General features: G+C 41.2%; 18 protein-coding genes and 1 pseudogene. 4 read left to right on the top strand and 15 right to left on the bottom strand.

Going from position 1 to position 17,626, the window contains the following annotated elements:
- Positions 1–129 precede the first annotated feature (129 nt).
- The 3 genes from ACFQ1M_RS15555 to ACFQ1M_RS15545 all read left to right on the top strand — a co-directional run bounded on the left by ACFQ1M_RS15555 (position 130) and on the right by ACFQ1M_RS15545 (position 3,565).
- Positions 130–1,032: a NifU family protein gene (locus ACFQ1M_RS15555; protein ID WP_386409839.1), complete on the top strand. Its 903-nt coding sequence runs from the start codon at positions 130–132 to the stop codon at positions 1,030–1,032.
- Between the two features lie 100 nt (positions 1,033–1,132).
- Positions 1,133–1,333 carry a dodecin family protein gene (locus ACFQ1M_RS15550; protein WP_386409837.1) on the top strand — a complete coding sequence of 67 codons (201 nt, stop codon included), beginning with the start codon at positions 1,133–1,135 and terminating at the stop codon, positions 1,331–1,333.
- Between the two features lie 105 nt (positions 1,334–1,438).
- Positions 1,439–3,565 carry a thioredoxin domain-containing protein gene (locus ACFQ1M_RS15545; protein WP_386409835.1) on the top strand — a complete coding sequence of 709 codons (2,127 nt, stop codon included), beginning with the start codon at positions 1,439–1,441 and terminating at the stop codon, positions 3,563–3,565.
- A gap of 2 nt (positions 3,566–3,567) precedes the next feature.
- Here ACFQ1M_RS15545 and tsaB read toward each other — a convergent pair whose 3' ends face one another.
- The 10 genes from tsaB to ACFQ1M_RS15495 all read right to left on the bottom strand — a co-directional run bounded on the left by tsaB (position 3,568) and on the right by ACFQ1M_RS15495 (position 12,413).
- Positions 3,568–4,239 carry a tRNA (adenosine(37)-N6)-threonylcarbamoyltransferase complex dimerization subunit type 1 TsaB gene (gene tsaB, locus ACFQ1M_RS15540; RefSeq protein ID WP_386409833.1) on the bottom strand — a complete coding sequence of 224 codons (672 nt, stop codon included), beginning with the start codon at positions 4,237–4,239 and terminating at the stop codon, positions 3,568–3,570.
- Between the two features lie 108 nt (positions 4,240–4,347).
- Positions 4,348–5,670: a TolC family protein gene (locus ACFQ1M_RS15535; protein WP_386409831.1), complete on the bottom strand. Its 1,323-nt coding sequence runs from the start codon at positions 5,668–5,670 to the stop codon at positions 4,348–4,350.
- 26 nt (positions 5,671–5,696) lie between these two features.
- A complete protein-coding gene (locus ACFQ1M_RS15530) occupies positions 5,697–6,827 on the bottom strand; it encodes an efflux RND transporter periplasmic adaptor subunit (RefSeq protein ID WP_386409829.1) in 1,131 nt (376 codons plus the stop codon).
- Positions 6,828–6,861: 34 nt separating this feature from the next.
- The gene (locus tag ACFQ1M_RS15525) at positions 6,862–8,127 is read right to left on the bottom strand and encodes an ABC transporter permease (protein WP_386409827.1); all 1,266 of its coding nucleotides are present in this window, start codon (positions 8,125–8,127) and stop codon (positions 6,862–6,864) included.
- A 1-nt stretch (position 8,128) separates the two neighbouring features.
- Positions 8,129–9,358, bottom strand: a complete 1,230-nt coding sequence (locus tag ACFQ1M_RS15520; protein ID WP_386409825.1) for an ABC transporter permease — start codon at positions 9,356–9,358, stop codon at positions 8,129–8,131.
- On the bottom strand, positions 9,348–10,052 hold the full coding sequence (locus ACFQ1M_RS15515) for an ABC transporter ATP-binding protein (protein ID WP_386409823.1): 705 nt from the start codon (positions 10,050–10,052) through the stop codon (positions 9,348–9,350). The genes ACFQ1M_RS15520 and ACFQ1M_RS15515 overlap by 11 nt, the downstream gene beginning before the upstream one ends.
- Before the next feature lie 184 nt (positions 10,053–10,236).
- Positions 10,237–10,392 (bottom strand): hypothetical protein, encoded by a 156-nt coding sequence (locus tag ACFQ1M_RS15510; protein WP_386409821.1) that lies wholly within the window; start codon positions 10,390–10,392, stop codon positions 10,237–10,239.
- A 76-nt stretch (positions 10,393–10,468) separates the two neighbouring features.
- Positions 10,469–11,017 carry a DUF420 domain-containing protein gene (locus ACFQ1M_RS15505; protein WP_386409819.1) on the bottom strand — a complete coding sequence of 183 codons (549 nt, stop codon included), beginning with the start codon at positions 11,015–11,017 and terminating at the stop codon, positions 10,469–10,471.
- A 1-nt stretch (position 11,018) separates the two neighbouring features.
- Entirely contained in the window at positions 11,019–11,729 is a 711-nt protein-coding gene (locus tag ACFQ1M_RS15500; RefSeq protein ID WP_386409817.1) for an SCO family protein, read from the bottom strand.
- A 9-nt stretch (positions 11,730–11,738) separates the two neighbouring features.
- Positions 11,739–12,413: a hypothetical protein gene (locus ACFQ1M_RS15495; protein WP_386409815.1), complete on the bottom strand. Its 675-nt coding sequence runs from the start codon at positions 12,411–12,413 to the stop codon at positions 11,739–11,741.
- Between the two features lie 171 nt (positions 12,414–12,584).
- Between ACFQ1M_RS15495 and ACFQ1M_RS15490 the strand changes: the two genes are divergently transcribed.
- Positions 12,585–12,926 carry a hypothetical protein gene (locus ACFQ1M_RS15490; RefSeq protein WP_386409813.1) on the top strand — a complete coding sequence of 114 codons (342 nt, stop codon included), beginning with the start codon at positions 12,585–12,587 and terminating at the stop codon, positions 12,924–12,926.
- Positions 12,927–12,978: 52 nt separating this feature from the next.
- Here ACFQ1M_RS15490 and hemL read toward each other — a convergent pair whose 3' ends face one another.
- The 5 genes and pseudogenes from hemL to ACFQ1M_RS15465 form a co-directional block, all read right to left on the bottom strand.
- The gene (gene hemL / locus ACFQ1M_RS15485; RefSeq protein ID WP_386409811.1) at positions 12,979–14,265 is read right to left on the bottom strand and encodes a glutamate-1-semialdehyde 2,1-aminomutase; all 1,287 of its coding nucleotides are present in this window, start codon (positions 14,263–14,265) and stop codon (positions 12,979–12,981) included.
- Positions 14,265–15,080 carry a glucosaminidase domain-containing protein gene (locus tag ACFQ1M_RS15480; RefSeq protein ID WP_386409809.1) on the bottom strand — a complete coding sequence of 272 codons (816 nt, stop codon included), beginning with the start codon at positions 15,078–15,080 and terminating at the stop codon, positions 14,265–14,267. The genes hemL and ACFQ1M_RS15480 overlap by 1 nt, the downstream gene beginning before the upstream one ends.
- On the bottom strand, positions 15,077–15,991 hold the full coding sequence (locus ACFQ1M_RS15475; protein ID WP_386409807.1) for a 1-aminocyclopropane-1-carboxylate deaminase/D-cysteine desulfhydrase: 915 nt from the start codon (positions 15,989–15,991) through the stop codon (positions 15,077–15,079). Before ACFQ1M_RS15475 ends, ACFQ1M_RS15480 begins: the two co-directional genes overlap by 4 nt.
- 92 nt (positions 15,992–16,083) lie before the next feature.
- Entirely contained in the window at positions 16,084–16,857 is a 774-nt protein-coding gene (locus ACFQ1M_RS15470; RefSeq protein ID WP_386409805.1) for a hypothetical protein, read from the bottom strand.
- Positions 16,858–16,878: 21 nt separating this feature from the next.
- A pseudogene (locus tag ACFQ1M_RS15465) lies at positions 16,879–17,626 on the bottom strand (hypothetical protein); the annotation flags it as partial.

The raw sequence follows: 17,626 nt of genomic DNA, 5'->3' as shown, positions 1-17,626 counted from the left end.
CCATGCACTCTTTCAGTATAATCTGGATAATCTATGAGGCTTATTCGTTAGTTTGTAATTATTAAACTGTCGTAAATATAATACACAGCTTGCATTGATTTGTTATTTTTGCAACAAAGATCGTCCGCTATGAAAAAATATACGATAAACACACAGCAAACTAGCAATCCAGCTATTATAAAATTTGAAGCAAACGAATTCTTAACTCAGCATCAAAGCTTTGAATTCAAGAACATTGATGAGGCCAAGAGCTCGCCACTTGCGCAGCAGCTATTCTATCTGCCATTTGTTAAAACGGTATTTCTATCAGGAAATTTTGTGGCAGTAGAACGTTTTAACATTGTAGAATGGCCAGAAGTGCAAGAAGAAGTTGCTTCACAGATAGAAAACTTCTTAAATACAGGTGGTACTGTCATTACAGAGGACGCGCCTAAAAAGAAAGTTGCGGTGACGGTCTATGCAGAGAGCACCCCCAATCCGTCTGTGATGAAATTTGTAGCAAACAAACGGCTCGTGACAATCCCGGCCGAGTTTAAGAATATAGATGATGCAAAAGAAGCTCCAATGGCGATGGAGCTCTTCCGCTTTCCATTTGTGAAGGAGATATTTATCGATGAGAATTATGTTTCTATATCCAAATATGATATGGCGGACTGGAACGAAATTACCCTCGAACTCAGAGAGTTTATAAGAAACTATATCGAAGAGGGAAAGGAGATCATCGTAGCTGGTGCCAAGATGAACACGACAGCAGCCCAAGAAGCCAAACAGCAGGAGTTTGATGCATTGGACGATACCTCCAAGGAGATTGTAAATATTTTGGAAGAATATGTGAAACCAGCGGTCGCTTCAGATGGTGGGAACATCCAATTTCAATCCTATGATCACGACAGTAAGACGGTAAAGGTGATTCTTCAAGGTGCTTGCAGTGGATGTCCTTCTTCAACTTTTACGCTGAAGAATGGTATCGAAAATATGCTTAAGGAAATGCTGAACGGAAAAGTACAGCATGTGGAGGCCATCAATGGATGATTTACGTATGTATTTATGATTCAAGTGAATACATTTTAATAAATGAAAGAATTTACTTATTTTTACAATGCAATCATTTTTAACTAAATAATCACTCATCATGGCAGTCTTAAAGGTTATAGAAATATTATCCAACTCTGAGAAAAGCTGGGAAGATGCAACCGCAAAAGCGGTAAAGCAGGCATCAAAATCAGTAAAGAATATCCGCTCTGCGTATGTCCAAGATCAAAGTGTCATCGTAAGTGGCGATGAAGTAACTGAATTTCGTGTAAATCTTAAAGTTACTTTTGAAGTAAAATAATTTTTAAGTGTTATTTAACATTACCTTTTGAAGAAAGGTGTTGGTCTTAGATCAACACCTTTCTTGTTATATATCTATTTGAAGTTCTTAACGTATCTTTGGTAAATGATCTATAGACTTTCCACACTTGCCCTGATCGGCCTTATTTTTTTATGCTCCTGCAACGGTCAAAAAGAAACCTCGAAAGAAATGCAACACCAGTATACCAACGACCTCATCAACGAAACCAGCCCATATCTACTTCAACATGCACACAATCCTGTTGATTGGAAACCATGGAAGCCAGAAGTTTTAGAACAAGCGAAACGTGAGAACAAGCCACTACTCATTAGCGTTGGCTATGCCGCCTGCCATTGGTGCCATGTAATGGAGCACGAAAGCTTTGAGGACAGCACCGTCGCAGCGATGATGAACGAAAAATTCATCAATATCAAAGTAGACAGAGAAGAACGGCCCGATGTGGATCAAGTGTACATGAACGCCGTCCAATTGATGACCGGTGGCGGCGGATGGCCTATGAATGTTGTGGCCTTACCAGATGGAAGACCCTTTTGGGGAGGTACCTATTTCCCAAAAGACAAGTGGATACAATCCTTAGAGCAGGTTCACCAAGTATTCATACAGGACCCAAAGAAAGTAGAGGAATATGCCGACAAACTCGCCAAAGGCATGCAAAACCTTGATATGGTCGTTCCCAATACCGAAGAGGCTTCCTTTACTAAAGAAGACCTTAAAAATTCGATAGAAAGTTGGAGCCGCTACTTTGACAAGGGTATGGGAGGGATGAATCGTGCTCCGAAATTCATGATGCCTAACAATCAACAATTTTTGCTTCGTTATGCTTTTCAAGCAGAGGATGAGAAATTGATGGAGTACGTAGACCTTACATTGACGAAGATGGCGTATGGTGGGGTATTTGATCATGTGGGTGGTGGTTTTTCGCGCTATGCCGTTGATACGAAATGGCATGTTCCCCATTTTGAAAAAATGCTTTATGACAATGGCCAACTCGCCAGCCTCTATGCCGAGGCCTATACCGCTACAAAAAATCCTCTGTATAAAAATGTCGTCTACGATATCTTGGCCTTTGTTGAGCGTGAACTTACCAATGAACAAGGGGGGTTCTATTCTTCGCTAGATGCCGATAGCCTGGACGAGGAAGGGCATTTAGAGGAAGGAGCATTCTATGTTTGGAAAAAAGAGACCCTTCAAAAACTATTAAAAGACGATTTTGACCTTTTCAAAGACTACTATAACATTAACGATTATGGCCTTTGGGAAAAGGGAAATTACGTACTTATCAGAAAGGATAGTGATGAAAATTTACTAGCAACATATCAAATTTCCGCTGAGCAGCTCAAAACCAAAGTCATTCAATGGAAAAAGATCCTTCTAGACGAACGCTCCAAGCGCGCACGTCCACGGTTAGATGATAAAACCTTGACCTCTTGGAATGCCCTCATGCTTAAAGGATATGTGGATGCCTATAAGGCGTTTGATGAGCAGCACTTCTTAGATATCGCTCTTGCCAACGCTAATTTCATAGTTGCGCATCAAATGCAAGAAGATGGAGGATTGAACCATAGCTACAAAGATGGAAAAAGCACCATCAATGGCTACCTGGAAGACTATGCGGCCACCATCGAAGCCTTCCTTGCGCTATATGAAGTGACACTAGATGAGCAATGGCTCGATTTCTCCAAGAAGTTTGCCGACTACTGCTTTGACCACTTTCATGACGAGCGCAGTCAGTTGTTTTTCTTCACCTCCAATGAGGATGCATCATTGGTAACAAGAAGTATGGAAAAGACCGATAATGTTATTTCTGCCTCCAATTCCATTATGGCCAAGAATCTCTTCAAACTTTCGCACTACTTTGGCGACAAACGTTATTTTGAAACTTCGCAGCAAATGCTGAACAATATGAAAGGAGATATTAACACATATCCTTCGAGTCACGCCAATTGGTTGGACCTGATGATCAACTTTGCCGGAAATTATTATGAAGTTGCTGTTGTTGGAGAAGATGCCAAAGAAAAGATAAATGCGCTCAACAAAAATTATATTCCCAACAAAATGATCGTGGGTAGCGAAGACAGCTCTAAAATTCCACTTTTGGAGAATCGGTTTGTGGCGGGAGAAACTTATATTTACGTATGTGTCAATAGTGCATGCAAGCTTCCCACAACGGAAGTCAAAACGGCCATTGAGCAAATGGATCCCAAACTTTGAGGCTACCGCTTGTTTCCTGCGACAAAGTCTTTTAAGTAATAGGGCTCAAAATAGGCAACATCTTCAAAATCTTTTGCTAAGAACTTAAGGTAGGACAATGCCGCCATTTCTTTTGAGGAGGGTGATCGCTCGTCGTCCATAAAAATGGCATTTTGATGTGATATCACCTCTTTGCATTTCGCAGCTCCACTTCCGATGAAATATGTTTTCTCTTTTTCGAGATATTCCGAAAAGGACATTGCATCGATGACCTCTGCCTCAGTTTTCCTAATTTCCTTGCCTTCAGCATTAAAAACTGCAGCATACACTTCCATTCGACGAGCATCCAATAATGGAATCACCAGACCGTCATCAAGACTCAATTGTGAAGCAAGGATGGTCAAGGTCGGTAATGAGATCAACGGAATGTCTAAGGCAAAACAAAGTCCCTTTGCTGCAGAAACACCGATACGCAAGCCCGTATAAGAGCCAGGACCTTTACTTACGGCGATCGCCTGTAGCTCTCTTTGTGTGATGCTGGCCGCTTGCAAGACCTCTTCGATGAATACATGTAATTTTTCGGCATGCGAATATTTAGCATCATTCTGCTCTCTAATGGCAATCACTTTTCCATCTTTGGCCAGTGATACTGAGCAGTTGGTCGTAGCGGTCTCTAAATTTAAAATGTACCCCATAGGTGATATTGAAGCTGCAAAGATACATTGCAAAGCATTCAAAAAACAAATTCCAGATTTCAATATATAAGATCGAAATCTGGAATTCTATAATAGATTGGTTGATCGTTAGAGTTGAGAGATCGGAATGCCAAAATAGAATTCCAATACTTTCAACCTAAAAATATAGTCATACTTAGAACGCACCACCTGTGCTTCGGCCTGCACGACGGCTTGCTTGGACTGATTGAAATCGAAGGAGTTAAGCAGTCCTACATTGAAACGTTCTTGTGAGTATCCAAAGGCTGTTTTACGTGCTTTCAAGGTCTTCTGGGCCGCTTCATAAGTCTTTGCCGCACCAATGGCGTCGGTATATGCTTGATTTACTGTTGCCTCGAGATCCAACTTGTCCTGTTGCAATTGCAGCTTACTTCTTTCAAGGTTGATCTGACTTCTTTTAATGGCATTCTTGTTGGCAAAGCCGTTAAAGATCGGTATATCTAACTGAAGTCCGTAAGACATTCCGTCGAATGTCCAAAACTGCTCTACGAATCCAAGATTGATATTGTCGGCCCAACGTGTATTATAATTCATGAAAGCGGATAATGTTGGGTAACTGGCACCTTTACTAATTTTTACATCTTTTTCAGCCAATTCAACATTGCTCTGCGACAATTTAATGTCATTTCTAAATGTCAAAGCCTTTTCGTAAACACCCTTTGGAGAAACATCAAAAATGGTTGACGCAGGCACCAGATAATCTTCTTCTGAAATATCGAAGCTTTCATAGTCGGTTATGAGAAGTAACTGAGCTAGTGATATTTTAGAGATTCTTAGCGTGTTCTCTGCGTTAACAATGGACTGTTCTTGAGTGGCAGCCGTCGCTTCGATCTCGAAAAGGTCTCCCTCTGGAACGATCCCAGCATCTACAAGTTCTTTTGTTCTCTGAAGATCTTGTTTTGTGGATTCGTATTGTGCTTGCTGAACTTTCAACGATTCTCTATCTGAGACTACACGCAGATAAGCATTGGCAACGAACAGTCGGATATCATCTTTGATATCATCCAAACGATACTGATTTGCTATGGCAGAGAGTTTTGCCCTGTTCAGTCTATTCAAGTTTCTTAATCCGTCGAAGAGCGTGACCGAAGAAAACAAGCCAGGGGATACGGACATTACGGCTTGGTTTTCTAGAACCCCAGTGGTAGGATTGGTCCCCAAACCTATACTTTCTGTTAATGACGCCCTACCGTTGAGCGATGGAAGAAAATTACCGAGAGCATCTATCTTATCGAGTTCAATAGATTCTAGATCTAATTCGGCCTGCTTTATAGTGATATTGTTTTCCAATGCATACTCCACACATTCATGGAGTGTCCATTTTTTTTGCTGCGCCTGTATCAAACCAAAGGTAAGCGACAACAAAACAATTGTAATTCTATTTTTTTTCATGTGATCTGTTTATGCTGATGAGTTACTTAGTTTGACGCTTCTTCCTCTTCTTCATCCTCACCTTTTTTCTTCGGCTCCGTTTTATTCCAAACTTTGATCTTATCTTCCTTGGTAATTCCAGAGATCACCTCAACATTAATTCCGTCAGAGATTCCTATTTCAATATCTCTGCGTTCAAATTCTTGCTCGCCGATGGCTATCTCCACATAGGGTTTTTCGGTCTCTTTGTCGAATTGCAAGAGCGCCTCCTTGATGGCCATGATGCTATCTTTCTTCTCCAAGACGATCGAAGCATTAGCACTATAACCAGCTCTCACGAAGAAATCTTCATCCAAATAGACGTCGCCTTCGATCTTAAATTGTACGGCACCCTGCTCTTCATTTCCTTTAGGAGCTATGAATTTTAATTTGGCGTCGAATTCTTTGTCTTGAATCGCTCCCAAACTTACTGATAACGGCATATCTACCTTTAGTTTTCCAACTTCTGACTCGTCTACCTTTCCTTCGAAGATCATCTTTTTCATATCAGCGATCGTGGCGACCGTGGTCCCGTCGTTAAAGTTATTACTTTGAATTACTTGATCGCCTTCTTCCACCGGAATCTCGAGGATGGTACCAGATACTGAGGCGCGAATATTGGTGATCGCCTGAGCACCGCCAGTAGACCCTTGACGAATGATCTGCAAATCGTTTTGTGCGTTTCTCAATTCTTGCTTTGCCTGGTCATAGCGCAACTGAATATTTTGAAAATCTTGAGCAGAGATCACACCTTTGTCAAACAATGCCTTGTTACGGTCGTAGTCCAACTTGGCATTGCCCAAGTTTATATTGGCATTGTTCACACGACCTCTCGCCGCATTCAGTGCTTGTTCGTTAGGCACTACCTTTATCTTAGCGATCAGATCGCCGGTTTTAATTTCGTCTCCTTCCTCTACAAATATCTTGTCGATGATACCGGTAACCTGAGGTTTTACCTCCACTTCCTCTTCTGGCACTACTTTCCCAGTAGCAACTGTTTTATCTTCGATAGAGGTGGTGAAAGCAGTCTCGGTTTCATAGGTAATTGGAGATTTGCTGTTGCTCTTCATAAAATAGACAGCGGCGTACAATCCCCCGAGTACGATAAAGGCTATCAAAAGGTATTTTAAAATTTTCATTCGTTGATGATTTATTTAGTTTGATGTATTTAGGTTATTCTTCTCTTAATGCGTCTATTGGTTTTATACTCACAGCTCTTTGGGCAGGAATGAGCCCTATAAGTGTTCCCAGTACGATCATAATGACCAAAGCTCCTAAAACATAGGGTATGGGTACTGTAGGGTTGCTGTAAGGGAAAGAACCCTTATCTGCAAACATGGTGTTGATAAGTGATAACACCAAGGCTCCACAAATAATTCCGATAACACCTGCAATGATCGTGAGGAAGACAGATTCTAGAATGATTTGCCCACGAACTTCGCCGGGGGTTGCACCGAGTGCTCGTCGGACGCCTAATTCTTTGGTACGCTCTTTAACCGAGATCAATAGAATATTACCAATAGCGATAACTCCGGCCAATATGGTGGCGATTCCTACGATGAGTGATAAAAAGTTCAATCCTTTAGAGAATCCCATGATTTTTCCAAATGCCTCCCCCAAATTAAAAGAACCAAAAGCCCGCTCATCATCGGGATGCACCTTATGTATTCTCTTCAAGGATTGTTTTATGTTCCCTTCTAAAGCGACCACATCGGCATCATCATAAGCCGCAATAGCCATCCAGCCCACGTTATCTCCCATATTGTATATCTTTTGATAGGTTGAGAAAGGAATAAAAATGGCACTATCATCTTCAAAACCACCACCACCGTCATACTTGTAGACCCCAATAACCTGGAAATAAATGTTATCGATCCTTACAAACTTCCCCAAGGGATCCTCATCTTTCTCGAATAGTTCTTTTTGTACACGCTCACCAATAACACATACTTTGCGTTCGTGCCTTATATCTTCGTCATTCAAAAAACGTCCTCCATCATAAATTTTCTTTCTAGCGATCTTGTCGATCGTAGGATAGTCTCCAAAGGTAGAATAGGTGCCAGACTTCAGGTCTCTGACAACTTGCGCTGGTGCATCTCCAAAAATTCCTTTCACATTCCTTGGCGCTATGAATTGAATTTCTGGATTTTGATTATAGAGGGATTCTACATCATCGAGCTTCAACTGAATTCTTCTTCCAATTTTAAAGCCCTCATTTGGAATGCTTGTGCGTTGCGCCCACACAAACATGCTATTTTGCGCAATGTCCTTGAATTCTTTCTCAAAACCATTGTCCAATCCTTTGGCCGAACCAGAGAGCGCTATGTACACAAAGATTCCCCAAAGTACTCCGACCACGGTAATCACAGTTCTTAATTTGTTCTTGCTAATAGAACCGTAAATTTCTTGCCATGTATCTCTATCAAATATGAATTTCATCTTATTCGTCTCTTAGTGCTACAATTGGTTTAATACGTGCGGCGCGTCTTGCAGGGATGTATCCTGCCAAGGCTCCAAAGAAAATTAGCAGTAATGTCGCTTTGACCACCGTGCTTGTGTCTACGTAAGGATTCTTTATAAAGAATTCTTCGAGTGATACTCCTACAAAATTCAAAATCCCCATACCTATTACCAGGCCTGCTATTCCAGCGATGGTAGTGATGAAAATAGACTCTTGAAGTACCATTCCAACAATGCTCCCAGGAGATGCCCCCAATGCCTTTCTAACCCCTAACTCTTTGGTCCGTTCCTTTACAACAAAGACCATGATATTACTAATTCCAATAATTCCTGCGAGTAAGGTTCCAATTCCCACAAAAGCGACCACCATTTGCAATATTCCTGCGAACTGTAGGGTTTGTTTTACCTGATCTGCAACATTCCTGATAAAAATACCGTTTTGATCATCGGGCGCAATGACGTGTTTGTTACGCATGTATTTGTCCAAACTTCTTTCAAAAGCCATGGCTCCTGAATATCCTATTCCCAGTTTAAAACCAACAATGATCTGGTCTATCTTGTCAGTATTTTTTTCTATCAATTGTCTGGTGGTGTATGGCATATAGATCAGACGTTCCTCATTGTCACCACCATCATCTTGAAACACCCCTATGACCTTATAGACAATGCCATCTATATCTAAGAATTTTCCAAGCGCGTTTTCCTTCCCAAATAGATCTTGTTCTACGAGTCTGCCTATTACAATATGTTTTGCTTTCTCTTTAATATCGTTCTCATTCAGGTAGCGCCCTTTCATGATAATGGTCTTCTCGCAAAATTGGTAGGCTGGGGATACCGCTCTTGTGGTATAGGTGTTAGATTCTCCTTTGTATTTAGCCATTCCGCCTCTAGATATTCTTGGACTGATATAATCTAGATACATGGTAAAATCCTCCTTAATGTCCGATACATCGTCATTTCTGAATTCTATTCTTCGGTTGGTCGCAAACCCTTTATAGGGTTTTGACGTGCGTCCTGGAAATAACCAAATGGTATTCGTAGCATCATCGACAAAGAATTCTTGGAAAGTATTCTTTAACCCATTCCCAAAACCGAAAAGAATGGTAAATATCAGTATTCCCAAGGTAATGGTGAACCCAGACAGGAAGGTTCGAAGCTTGTTCTTCCCTATCGACTGAAATATCTCTTGCCAACGATCTCTACTGAACATATTGTTGCGCTCTTATTTGTTCCACCATCTTATCTTCTACAATGACCCCATCTTTTAAATGCACGATACGCTTGCACATATCAGCAATATCGGGCTCATGAGTCACCACCAGAATCGTGTTACCTTCATCGTTTATTTTCTGAATAAGATCCATCACCTCGTATGAGGTTTTTGTATCCAACGCCCCAGTAAGCTCATCTGCTAACAAAACCTTAGGTTCTCCAACCATTGCCCGCGCAACGGCTACACGTTGCTTTTGTCCACCCGAAAGTTCACTAGGTAAGTGGGTCGCCCATTCTTTAAGGCCGACACTTTCTAGATACTTCATCGACTTCTCAATACGTGCTTTGCGCTTCATTCCCTGATAATAAAGGGGTAGGGATACATTCTCTACAGCAGTTTTATAATTGATAAGGTTAAAGGACTGAAATATAAACCCTAAGAACTTGTTCCTATACTGTGCAGCCTTTTTCTCGTTTAAATTCTTTATTGGAACACCATCCAAGACATAGCTGCCGCTATCAGCAACGTCTAACATCCCTATGATATTAAGTAATGTAGATTTTCCGGAACCTGAAGAACCCATAATGGCAACTAGCTCCCCTGCCTTTACATTTAGATTGATTCCTTTAAGGACATGAAGGGAATTTGCTCCCATCCTATAGGATTTATGAAGATCTTTAATTTCGATCATGTTGTTGATGGTTGATTAGCAGCTACAATGTTAATCAATACATTGCACCTTCAGTATTAATGATTTGTTAAGACTTATACTACTAAAAAGCATAAGGCAACACAACATAAGACTTATCTGTGTAGGATTTGTTACAGGTAAAATGTGAAGATAATGTTAAAATAAGAATTTGGGAGGGCGTTGACTACTCGATCTGTCTCTCTTTTTTCAACCAACGATAAATGTAATAACCCAATGCACCTATCAGCACATAAGGAATAGCCATAAGGTAGACGATTCCGTTATTGATGCCCTTAGCGGTCTCTTGACTACCTTCACTTTCTAGTACTGCTCTGCACATAGCGCACTGAGCGTCCATCAACTGCGGAAGCAAAACCAAAAGAACCAATATGACCAATGCTTTTTTCATCTAATTATCAGGTATAATACGGAGATATCATCAAATAAACGATCACTCCTGTGATGGCGACATATAACCAAATCGGAAAAGTGATCCTAGCGATCTGTCGATGCCGTGAAAAGCTCTTCGCAATCGCTCGTACATAGGTGATGAGCACCAAAGGTATGATTCCTATAGATAACAATATATGCGTTACCAATATAAAATAATAAATATACCGCACAATACCTTCTCCTCCAAAAGCCGTGGCATCCGAGGTCATGTGATAAGCTACATACATCACCAGAAAAAGCACAGAACACCCGATGGCCGTTTTCATTAAAACTTCGTGCAATTTTCTTCTTCCATTTTTGATCGCCCAGACAGCGACCATAAGCAAGATGGCTGTTATACCATTTATGGTTGCATAGATAGGGGGCAAGAACCGCAATGGCTCCACATCATAACCCAATCTTCTTAGATTTACCCCAAATAGTGCCACCACCACCAAAGGGATTAGAATGGACAATATGATGATCCATTTCTTATATTTCTTTTCTTCTTCAGTAGCTTGTATTCTGCTCATATTATTCAGATAGCAATAACTTTATATCTTCTTTCAATTCTTCGATCTGGTTCTCAAGCCCATATTCACTATCCTCAATTGCTCTGTAGTAAGTGATAGGATTTCCATATTGATCCTTTCGGCTTCGTATATAACCCTCCTTGTCGATCAATGCAAAAAGTCCGGAGTGCTCAAACCCTCCGGCTTCCTCGCTTCCCTGTCCTGCGTACATTTTAAAGCCATTGTTAGCAAGGTCATAAATGGTCTCTTTCTTGCCAGTTAAAAAATTCCAGTTTTTTGATTGGGGATCGTAGAGCTCTGCGTGTTCTTTTAATTTTAGAGGCGTATCATTCGCAGGATCTATGGTAATGGATACGATCCCAAAATCGGCCTTATCCCCGAAGAGATCATCCAGCTCTTTCATCTTCTGATTCATAATAGGACAGATGGTGGGACATTTTGTAAAGAAAAACTCTAAGACATACACCTTTCCCAAATAATCTTCATTGGTGATCGGCAGGCTATCTTGATTTGTGAAGATGAAATCGGGGACCTTGACCTTTTCGCCCATGGCTGATGTGATATAAGCCAATGTGTTTTCTGAAACCGCACTACTTCTATCTTTAAGATCCGTGACGTCTCCGCGCTTTATACGATCCACGATCTTTGGGATGAAAATGATGCCAAAGACAAGTATAATGAACGAAATTCCGATATATGATTTATTCTTCATGCGAGGTCGTTATTTTTTCTTTTGCTTTAAGAACGAATCTCTTCTGCTCACCTTATAATTTTTTTTCAACGCTAAGTTATACTCTGCCAGAACAACCTTAACATCGTCATCCATAAGATTGTGCAATTCGCTGACCAAATTTGCATTATAGCCATATATCTTATCATTTTCCTCGTCTGGCAATCTTCCTCTAAGCGATGATTTTTTGTCGATGATAAACACATAGTCGCTTCCTAGGTCACTGTTTAGGGAGAACGGCGTCTGCAAGCTTTGAAAGAGCTCCTTTATTTCAAAATCATCGCCATAGACAAATCGCCACTTATCTATCTTGGCATATCTACTGAGTTCCAATTTTAGGTCGGCAACTTGAGACTCCGTATCTTTTGGAAGGACCATCACCATTTGAAAATTGGTGTCGTAATCATAATTCCCTTTATAGATCTCCTCGTGAAGGTTATAGACCGACGATTTTTTCGTACTGAAATCATTTCCTAAAAATCCCAGTACCGTGATCTTTTCATCCAATTTGACCTTTTGACCATCTTCTGTGGAAAAAGCCTCTAAATCTCCCACCTTCTCAGTCAGCACGGGTAGCTCTCCAAAATGATAGATCCCCGAGGCAAAAAAAAGATAGATGACCACAGGAAGTATGAAAAGCGAAATAAGAACTATTTTTTTCTTCATTGCAATCGAAAAATATGTTGCAAAGATACTTGCTAAAGTGAGATAGAACAAGCTTGCCTTCTTAAAAGTATCTCAATATTTAAAGGCTGAGATGACCGAGTTCTCTTGATGAATATCAATTCCTTTTATTTTTAGTTGTATCTTTAAACCCATCATTTTAACTAATTACACATGAAAAAAATACTTGCATTTATTGCATTTCTAGCGCTGTTCGGCATAAGTACCACTACTTTGGCACAGGAAAAAAAGACTCCCAGAGAACTAGCCAAAGAAAAGACCATGGAATTGAAAGAACAAGTTGGGCTTGAAGAAGAACAGATCGATGGCGTTTTCAATTTTTACCTGAAACAGGTGAAAGAAGAACAAGGCATTCAAGAGATGATCGCAAATAACAATCCTAAGGTCAAAAAGATAGAGGAGAGCAAAGAAGAGCGAGCTGCAAAAAGAGAAGCTGCTTTGAAGGAACTCCTTACCGAGGAGCAATTTAAAAAGTACAAAGAAACGCAACAATAAGATAACCTCTAGATGATTGAAAAGCGAGCTTAGAAGGGCTCGCTTTTTTATTTTATAAGCTAGTGGCCACTTTTCTGGCGGCTTCAATCGTATTGTCCAGATCTTTGTACGATAGTGCATCGTTTAAGAACCAACTTTCAAAAGCACTTGGAGGAAGATAGATCCCTTCGTTAAGCATCCCGTGAAAAAATTTCTTGAAGGTCCCATTATTTCCTTTGGCGGAAGATTCAAGATCGACTACCGGCGCTTCGGTAAAATGAACAGAGATCATCGAGCCTAGGCGATTGATCTGAAACGTGATTCCCGCTTCGGTGAGCACTTTCTCAAGTCCTTGATGCAAGTATTTGGTCTTATCGTTTAAACTGGTAAAAACTTCTGGCCGCTCATTCAACTCTTTCAACATGGTCAAACCTGCACTCATAGCCAGAGGATTTCCACTTAATGTACCTGCTTGATAAACCGGTCCCAGTGGCGCCAAATACTCCATGATCTCGTTTCTTGCAGCAAAGGCTCCTACGGGCAATCCTCCACCGATGACCTTGCCGAACGTTATGATATCGGCATCTATCTTCAATAATTCTTGCGCTCCTCCTTTCGCCAAGCGAAAACCGGTCATGACCTCGTCAAAGACCAATAGGGCATGATGGTCGTCGCAAAGCTTTCGCAATCCTTCCAGAAAGCCCTCTTCAGGAATAATACATCCCATATTTCCTGCTACTGGTTCGATGATAATAGCGGCGATCTCCCCGTTGTTGGCATCGAAAAGTTCCTCAACATTTGCAAGATCATTATATCGCGCCAGTAAAGTATCTTTTGCAGTGCCTTGCGTAACTCCAGGACTATTGGGTGCTCCAAAGGTAACCGCTCCGCTACCGGCCTGTATCAAAAATGCATCTGAATGCCCATGATAACAACCCGCAAACTTGATGATCTTCTCTCGTCCCGTATACCCTCGAGCCAATCTAACAGCACTCATACAAGCTTCGGTTCCACTATTCACAAAACGGATCTTATCGATATTCGGGACCATCGATACAGCCAACTTGGCAATCTCGGTCTCTATCTGCGTAGGAATTCCAAAAGAAGTCCCCTTCTGTGCCTTATCTACTATGGCATCTATCACTGGCTGATGAGCGTGCCCCAAGATCATCGGACCCCATGAGGCGATATAATCGATGAGTTTGTTCCCATCTTCATCATACAAATAAGCTCCTTTGGCACTTTTCACAAAAATAGGGTCACCTCCTACCGCCTTAAATGCGCGCACAGGGGAGTTCACCCCTCCAGGAATGTACATTTCGGCCTCCTTAAATAAGGCACTGCTTCTTTGGTAATTCATTAAAAATCTTTTGGTAATGGTTTCACGAACAGGGTTTGTCCCTCATGGATCGTATTGTCTTCTAGACTATTTAGCGACCTTAATTCGGTAACAGATATTTTATGCCTTCTAGCGATCGAGTAAAGCGTATCGCCCTTTTTAACCGTATAGCGGTCTTCCTTGGGCTCTACCTTTTGTGCCAACCTTGGGTCTTTTCCAATTACTTCGGCGTCAAGCTCATAGAGCTTATACCTTTCTATCAAACTGATCAATTTTGCAGGGTACTTGGGATCGGTAGCATAGCCTGCTTTCCTCAAACCCCTCGCCCAACCTTTATAATCGTCTTTAGGTAATTTGAACAAAGAAAAATAGCGCTTTCGCCCATAAAGGAATAAAGAGTGGTCTCTGAAGGAAGTTTTTGGGTCATCATACTTTCTAAAGCACTCTCCACGAGCGTCATCGTCGTGATATACTCGCCCTCCTTGCCACTCTTTGTGACATTTAATGCCGAAGTGATTATTGGAGCGCATGGTCAGATCGCCTTTTCCTGAGCCCGATTCTAAAATCCCTTGTGCCAAGGTTATACTTGCTGGAATCCCGTAGAGGCTCATTTCTTGTTTGGCAGTTTCAGTATAGGTATGAATATAGTCTAGCACTATATTACCCGTTTTCGGTCTTGTAGGCGTCTCTTCCTCTTTTGGAGGTGTACGAACTTCCGGTGTTGTGACAACCACTTCAACCCTTGGTTTCGGATTTTTATAAACCGTTTTTTTCTTAGCACCGCAGCTGCTGAGCACTATGGTAGCTAGCAGATATATAAAATGTTTGTATCTCATGTGTCGATCAATGGCAATTTTCTCTTTTTCAGTTGTTTGTTCATTCCGGCGATTCCTTGCAAACCACCCGTATGAATCATCAATATCCGACTCCCCTTCTTAAAATAACCGTTTTTTATCAAATTAATTATACCGAAGGCCATTTTGCCTGTATAAACAGGGTCTAGCGGGATACCAGTACTCTTTTTGAACGTATTGAGGAATGCTATCAGCTCCCTATTGACTTTTGCGTAACCCCCAAAATGATAATCGGCAATTAAATTCCAGTTATCTTTTTGTGCAAATTTACGAATCTCTTCTTTTAAAAAATCTCCTTTCAGTGCTGGAAAACCTAAAACCAATTGTTCAGGCTTGCTACTGTTGATTATTCCAGAAATCGTCCCTCCTGTTCCTACGCAGCAAGCGATCACATCAAAAGTCCGGTCATCGGGTGTTACTATCTCTTCACAACCCTTTACCGCTAAATCATTAGTACCACCCTCGGGAATAATGTAGACATCATTGTATTTTAGATTTAGCTCTTGAAGGAAGGCTGCTGAATCTTTCTGTCGATAATTTTCTCTAGAAATAAATTCTAACTCCATACCGCAATTCTGGGCATATTTTAAAGTTGGGTTTCCCTGAATTTTTGAAGCCAATTCCTCCCCTCTAATTATTCCTACAGTTGCAAATCCTCTTACCTGACCGGCTCTTGCAACAGCAGCAATATGATTGGAAAAAGCTCCGCCAAAGGTGATAAGTACCTTAGCCTTGATTCGCTCTGCTTCTAACACGTTGTATTTAAGCTTCCTGAATTTATTTCCAGATATGAAGGAATCGATTTCATCCTCTCGCTTCACAAACAAACGGACATCATATGGCAAACCTATCGATACCTCTTGATTCTTTGATATGTAGGTGTCTTTAAACACGGTCGAACAAGTTACACTTTAAAAATATTACTATTTTGAATAATTGTTCATAAAAAAAGCCCCCGATCGGGGGCTTTTTATTTAAGCTATTCCTAATTGAGTTTTTTTATGGTCATCCCGCAACCTTCAGGGATAGTAATGACATTTCTGTTGCCATTTTTCACTGACCAGATCGCAATGACATCACCTGCTGATAAATTCAAAATTAACGTTCGTGAGGCCGATTGAACACCAGCACTTGTTGTAGATAGACTAGCGTCGGTTCTTGATCCTGCCACTGGTGTTCCGTTCAACAACAATTCAGACCTAACCTCGTCATTAGCATTGGTGCCACCGTTGGTCAATTCAAAATCTACGGAATAATGAATCTCGTAAATACCATCTTCCGACAAAGTCACGTCTCCAGCAGACAGCAAATACCCACCAGAATTAATAGTTTCGGTATCCAAATTGATCTTAGATGCTGTGGTTGTAATTGTTTGTCCTCCATTAAGGTCATAACAATTAAATACATTTAAAGATCTAAAGGTACCGCCGTCACTTCCCACTTTCAAAACGTTATTGGCATCTGCGCTTACGACATTTGCGATTTGTGAGGTGTTTACTTCATTCACGTACGTTATCACTCCCGTAGATGTATTCTGAGATAGATCGGTTTGAGTCTCACTCGCTGAGCCTCCCCCCAAAGCCTCAAGACTTCCATCGCTCATTCCTATGTATACTTTATCATTTTCATCCTTATAAAAATCCCCTTCTGCTGCCGTACTATAGGTAGTAACTTGAGAAGACAATATCATGGTTTGTGCATAAGATTCAATGGTAGCTATAAAAAACACAACTGCTAGCACTATTTTAAAAATTCTCATATTGCTTAAATTCTTTAGGGATTATTTAATTCTCTCAATAATTAAGGAAGATCCATTAACAGCAGTCTGAAGCGTACCTCCACTATATACTCTTCCTTGGACAGTGATCACGTCATTTGCATTCAACTGAATTACTTTGGTAGCCGTAGCTGTCCCCTTATCAACCGTACTGTTACGCTGGTAGGCAGTTGAATATGTTCCTGGTACTGCAACTCCATTCACCATCAATTGATATTCACTTCCTGTTCGTGTATTACTGGTAACACCTGCAGTTACTCGGTAAGTGATTAGATACCTTCCAGCAGCTCCCACTGTGATTGATGATGTAGCTGCTGTATAACCGGTATCTACAATACCTGATGTTCCAAAATTGATGTTCACTGGAGTAGCATTGATGGTCTGACCACCAGTAATATCATAAACTTCTGCGATTGTCGATACCAACGCGGCAGAAAAATCTGCTTGGCTACCAGTATTGCCATTACTTAACCATATCTGATAAGCAGAAAGGCCATTAGCTCCATCAATACCATCAGCACCATCGATACCATTGGCTCCCGCTGGTCCTTGTGGACCTTGAAGACTCGCAATGAAGTCTGCCTCTGTCCCCGTGTTGCCGGCATTCAACCATATCTGGTAGGCAGACAGTCCAATCCCTGCTGGGCCTTGTGGCCCTACTGGACCTTGAGGACCTGTGGCCCCATCTATTCCATCGGCACCATCGATACCGTCAGCTCCCGCTGGTCCCTGTGGTCCTTGAGGACCCTGA

Source organism: Sungkyunkwania multivorans (assembly GCF_042675645.1).
Lineage (GTDB): Bacteria > Bacteroidota > Bacteroidia > Flavobacteriales > Flavobacteriaceae > Sungkyunkwania > Sungkyunkwania multivorans.
The sequence above is the reverse complement of the archived record's forward strand: the minus strand, read 5'-3'. Positions and strand labels throughout refer to the sequence as shown.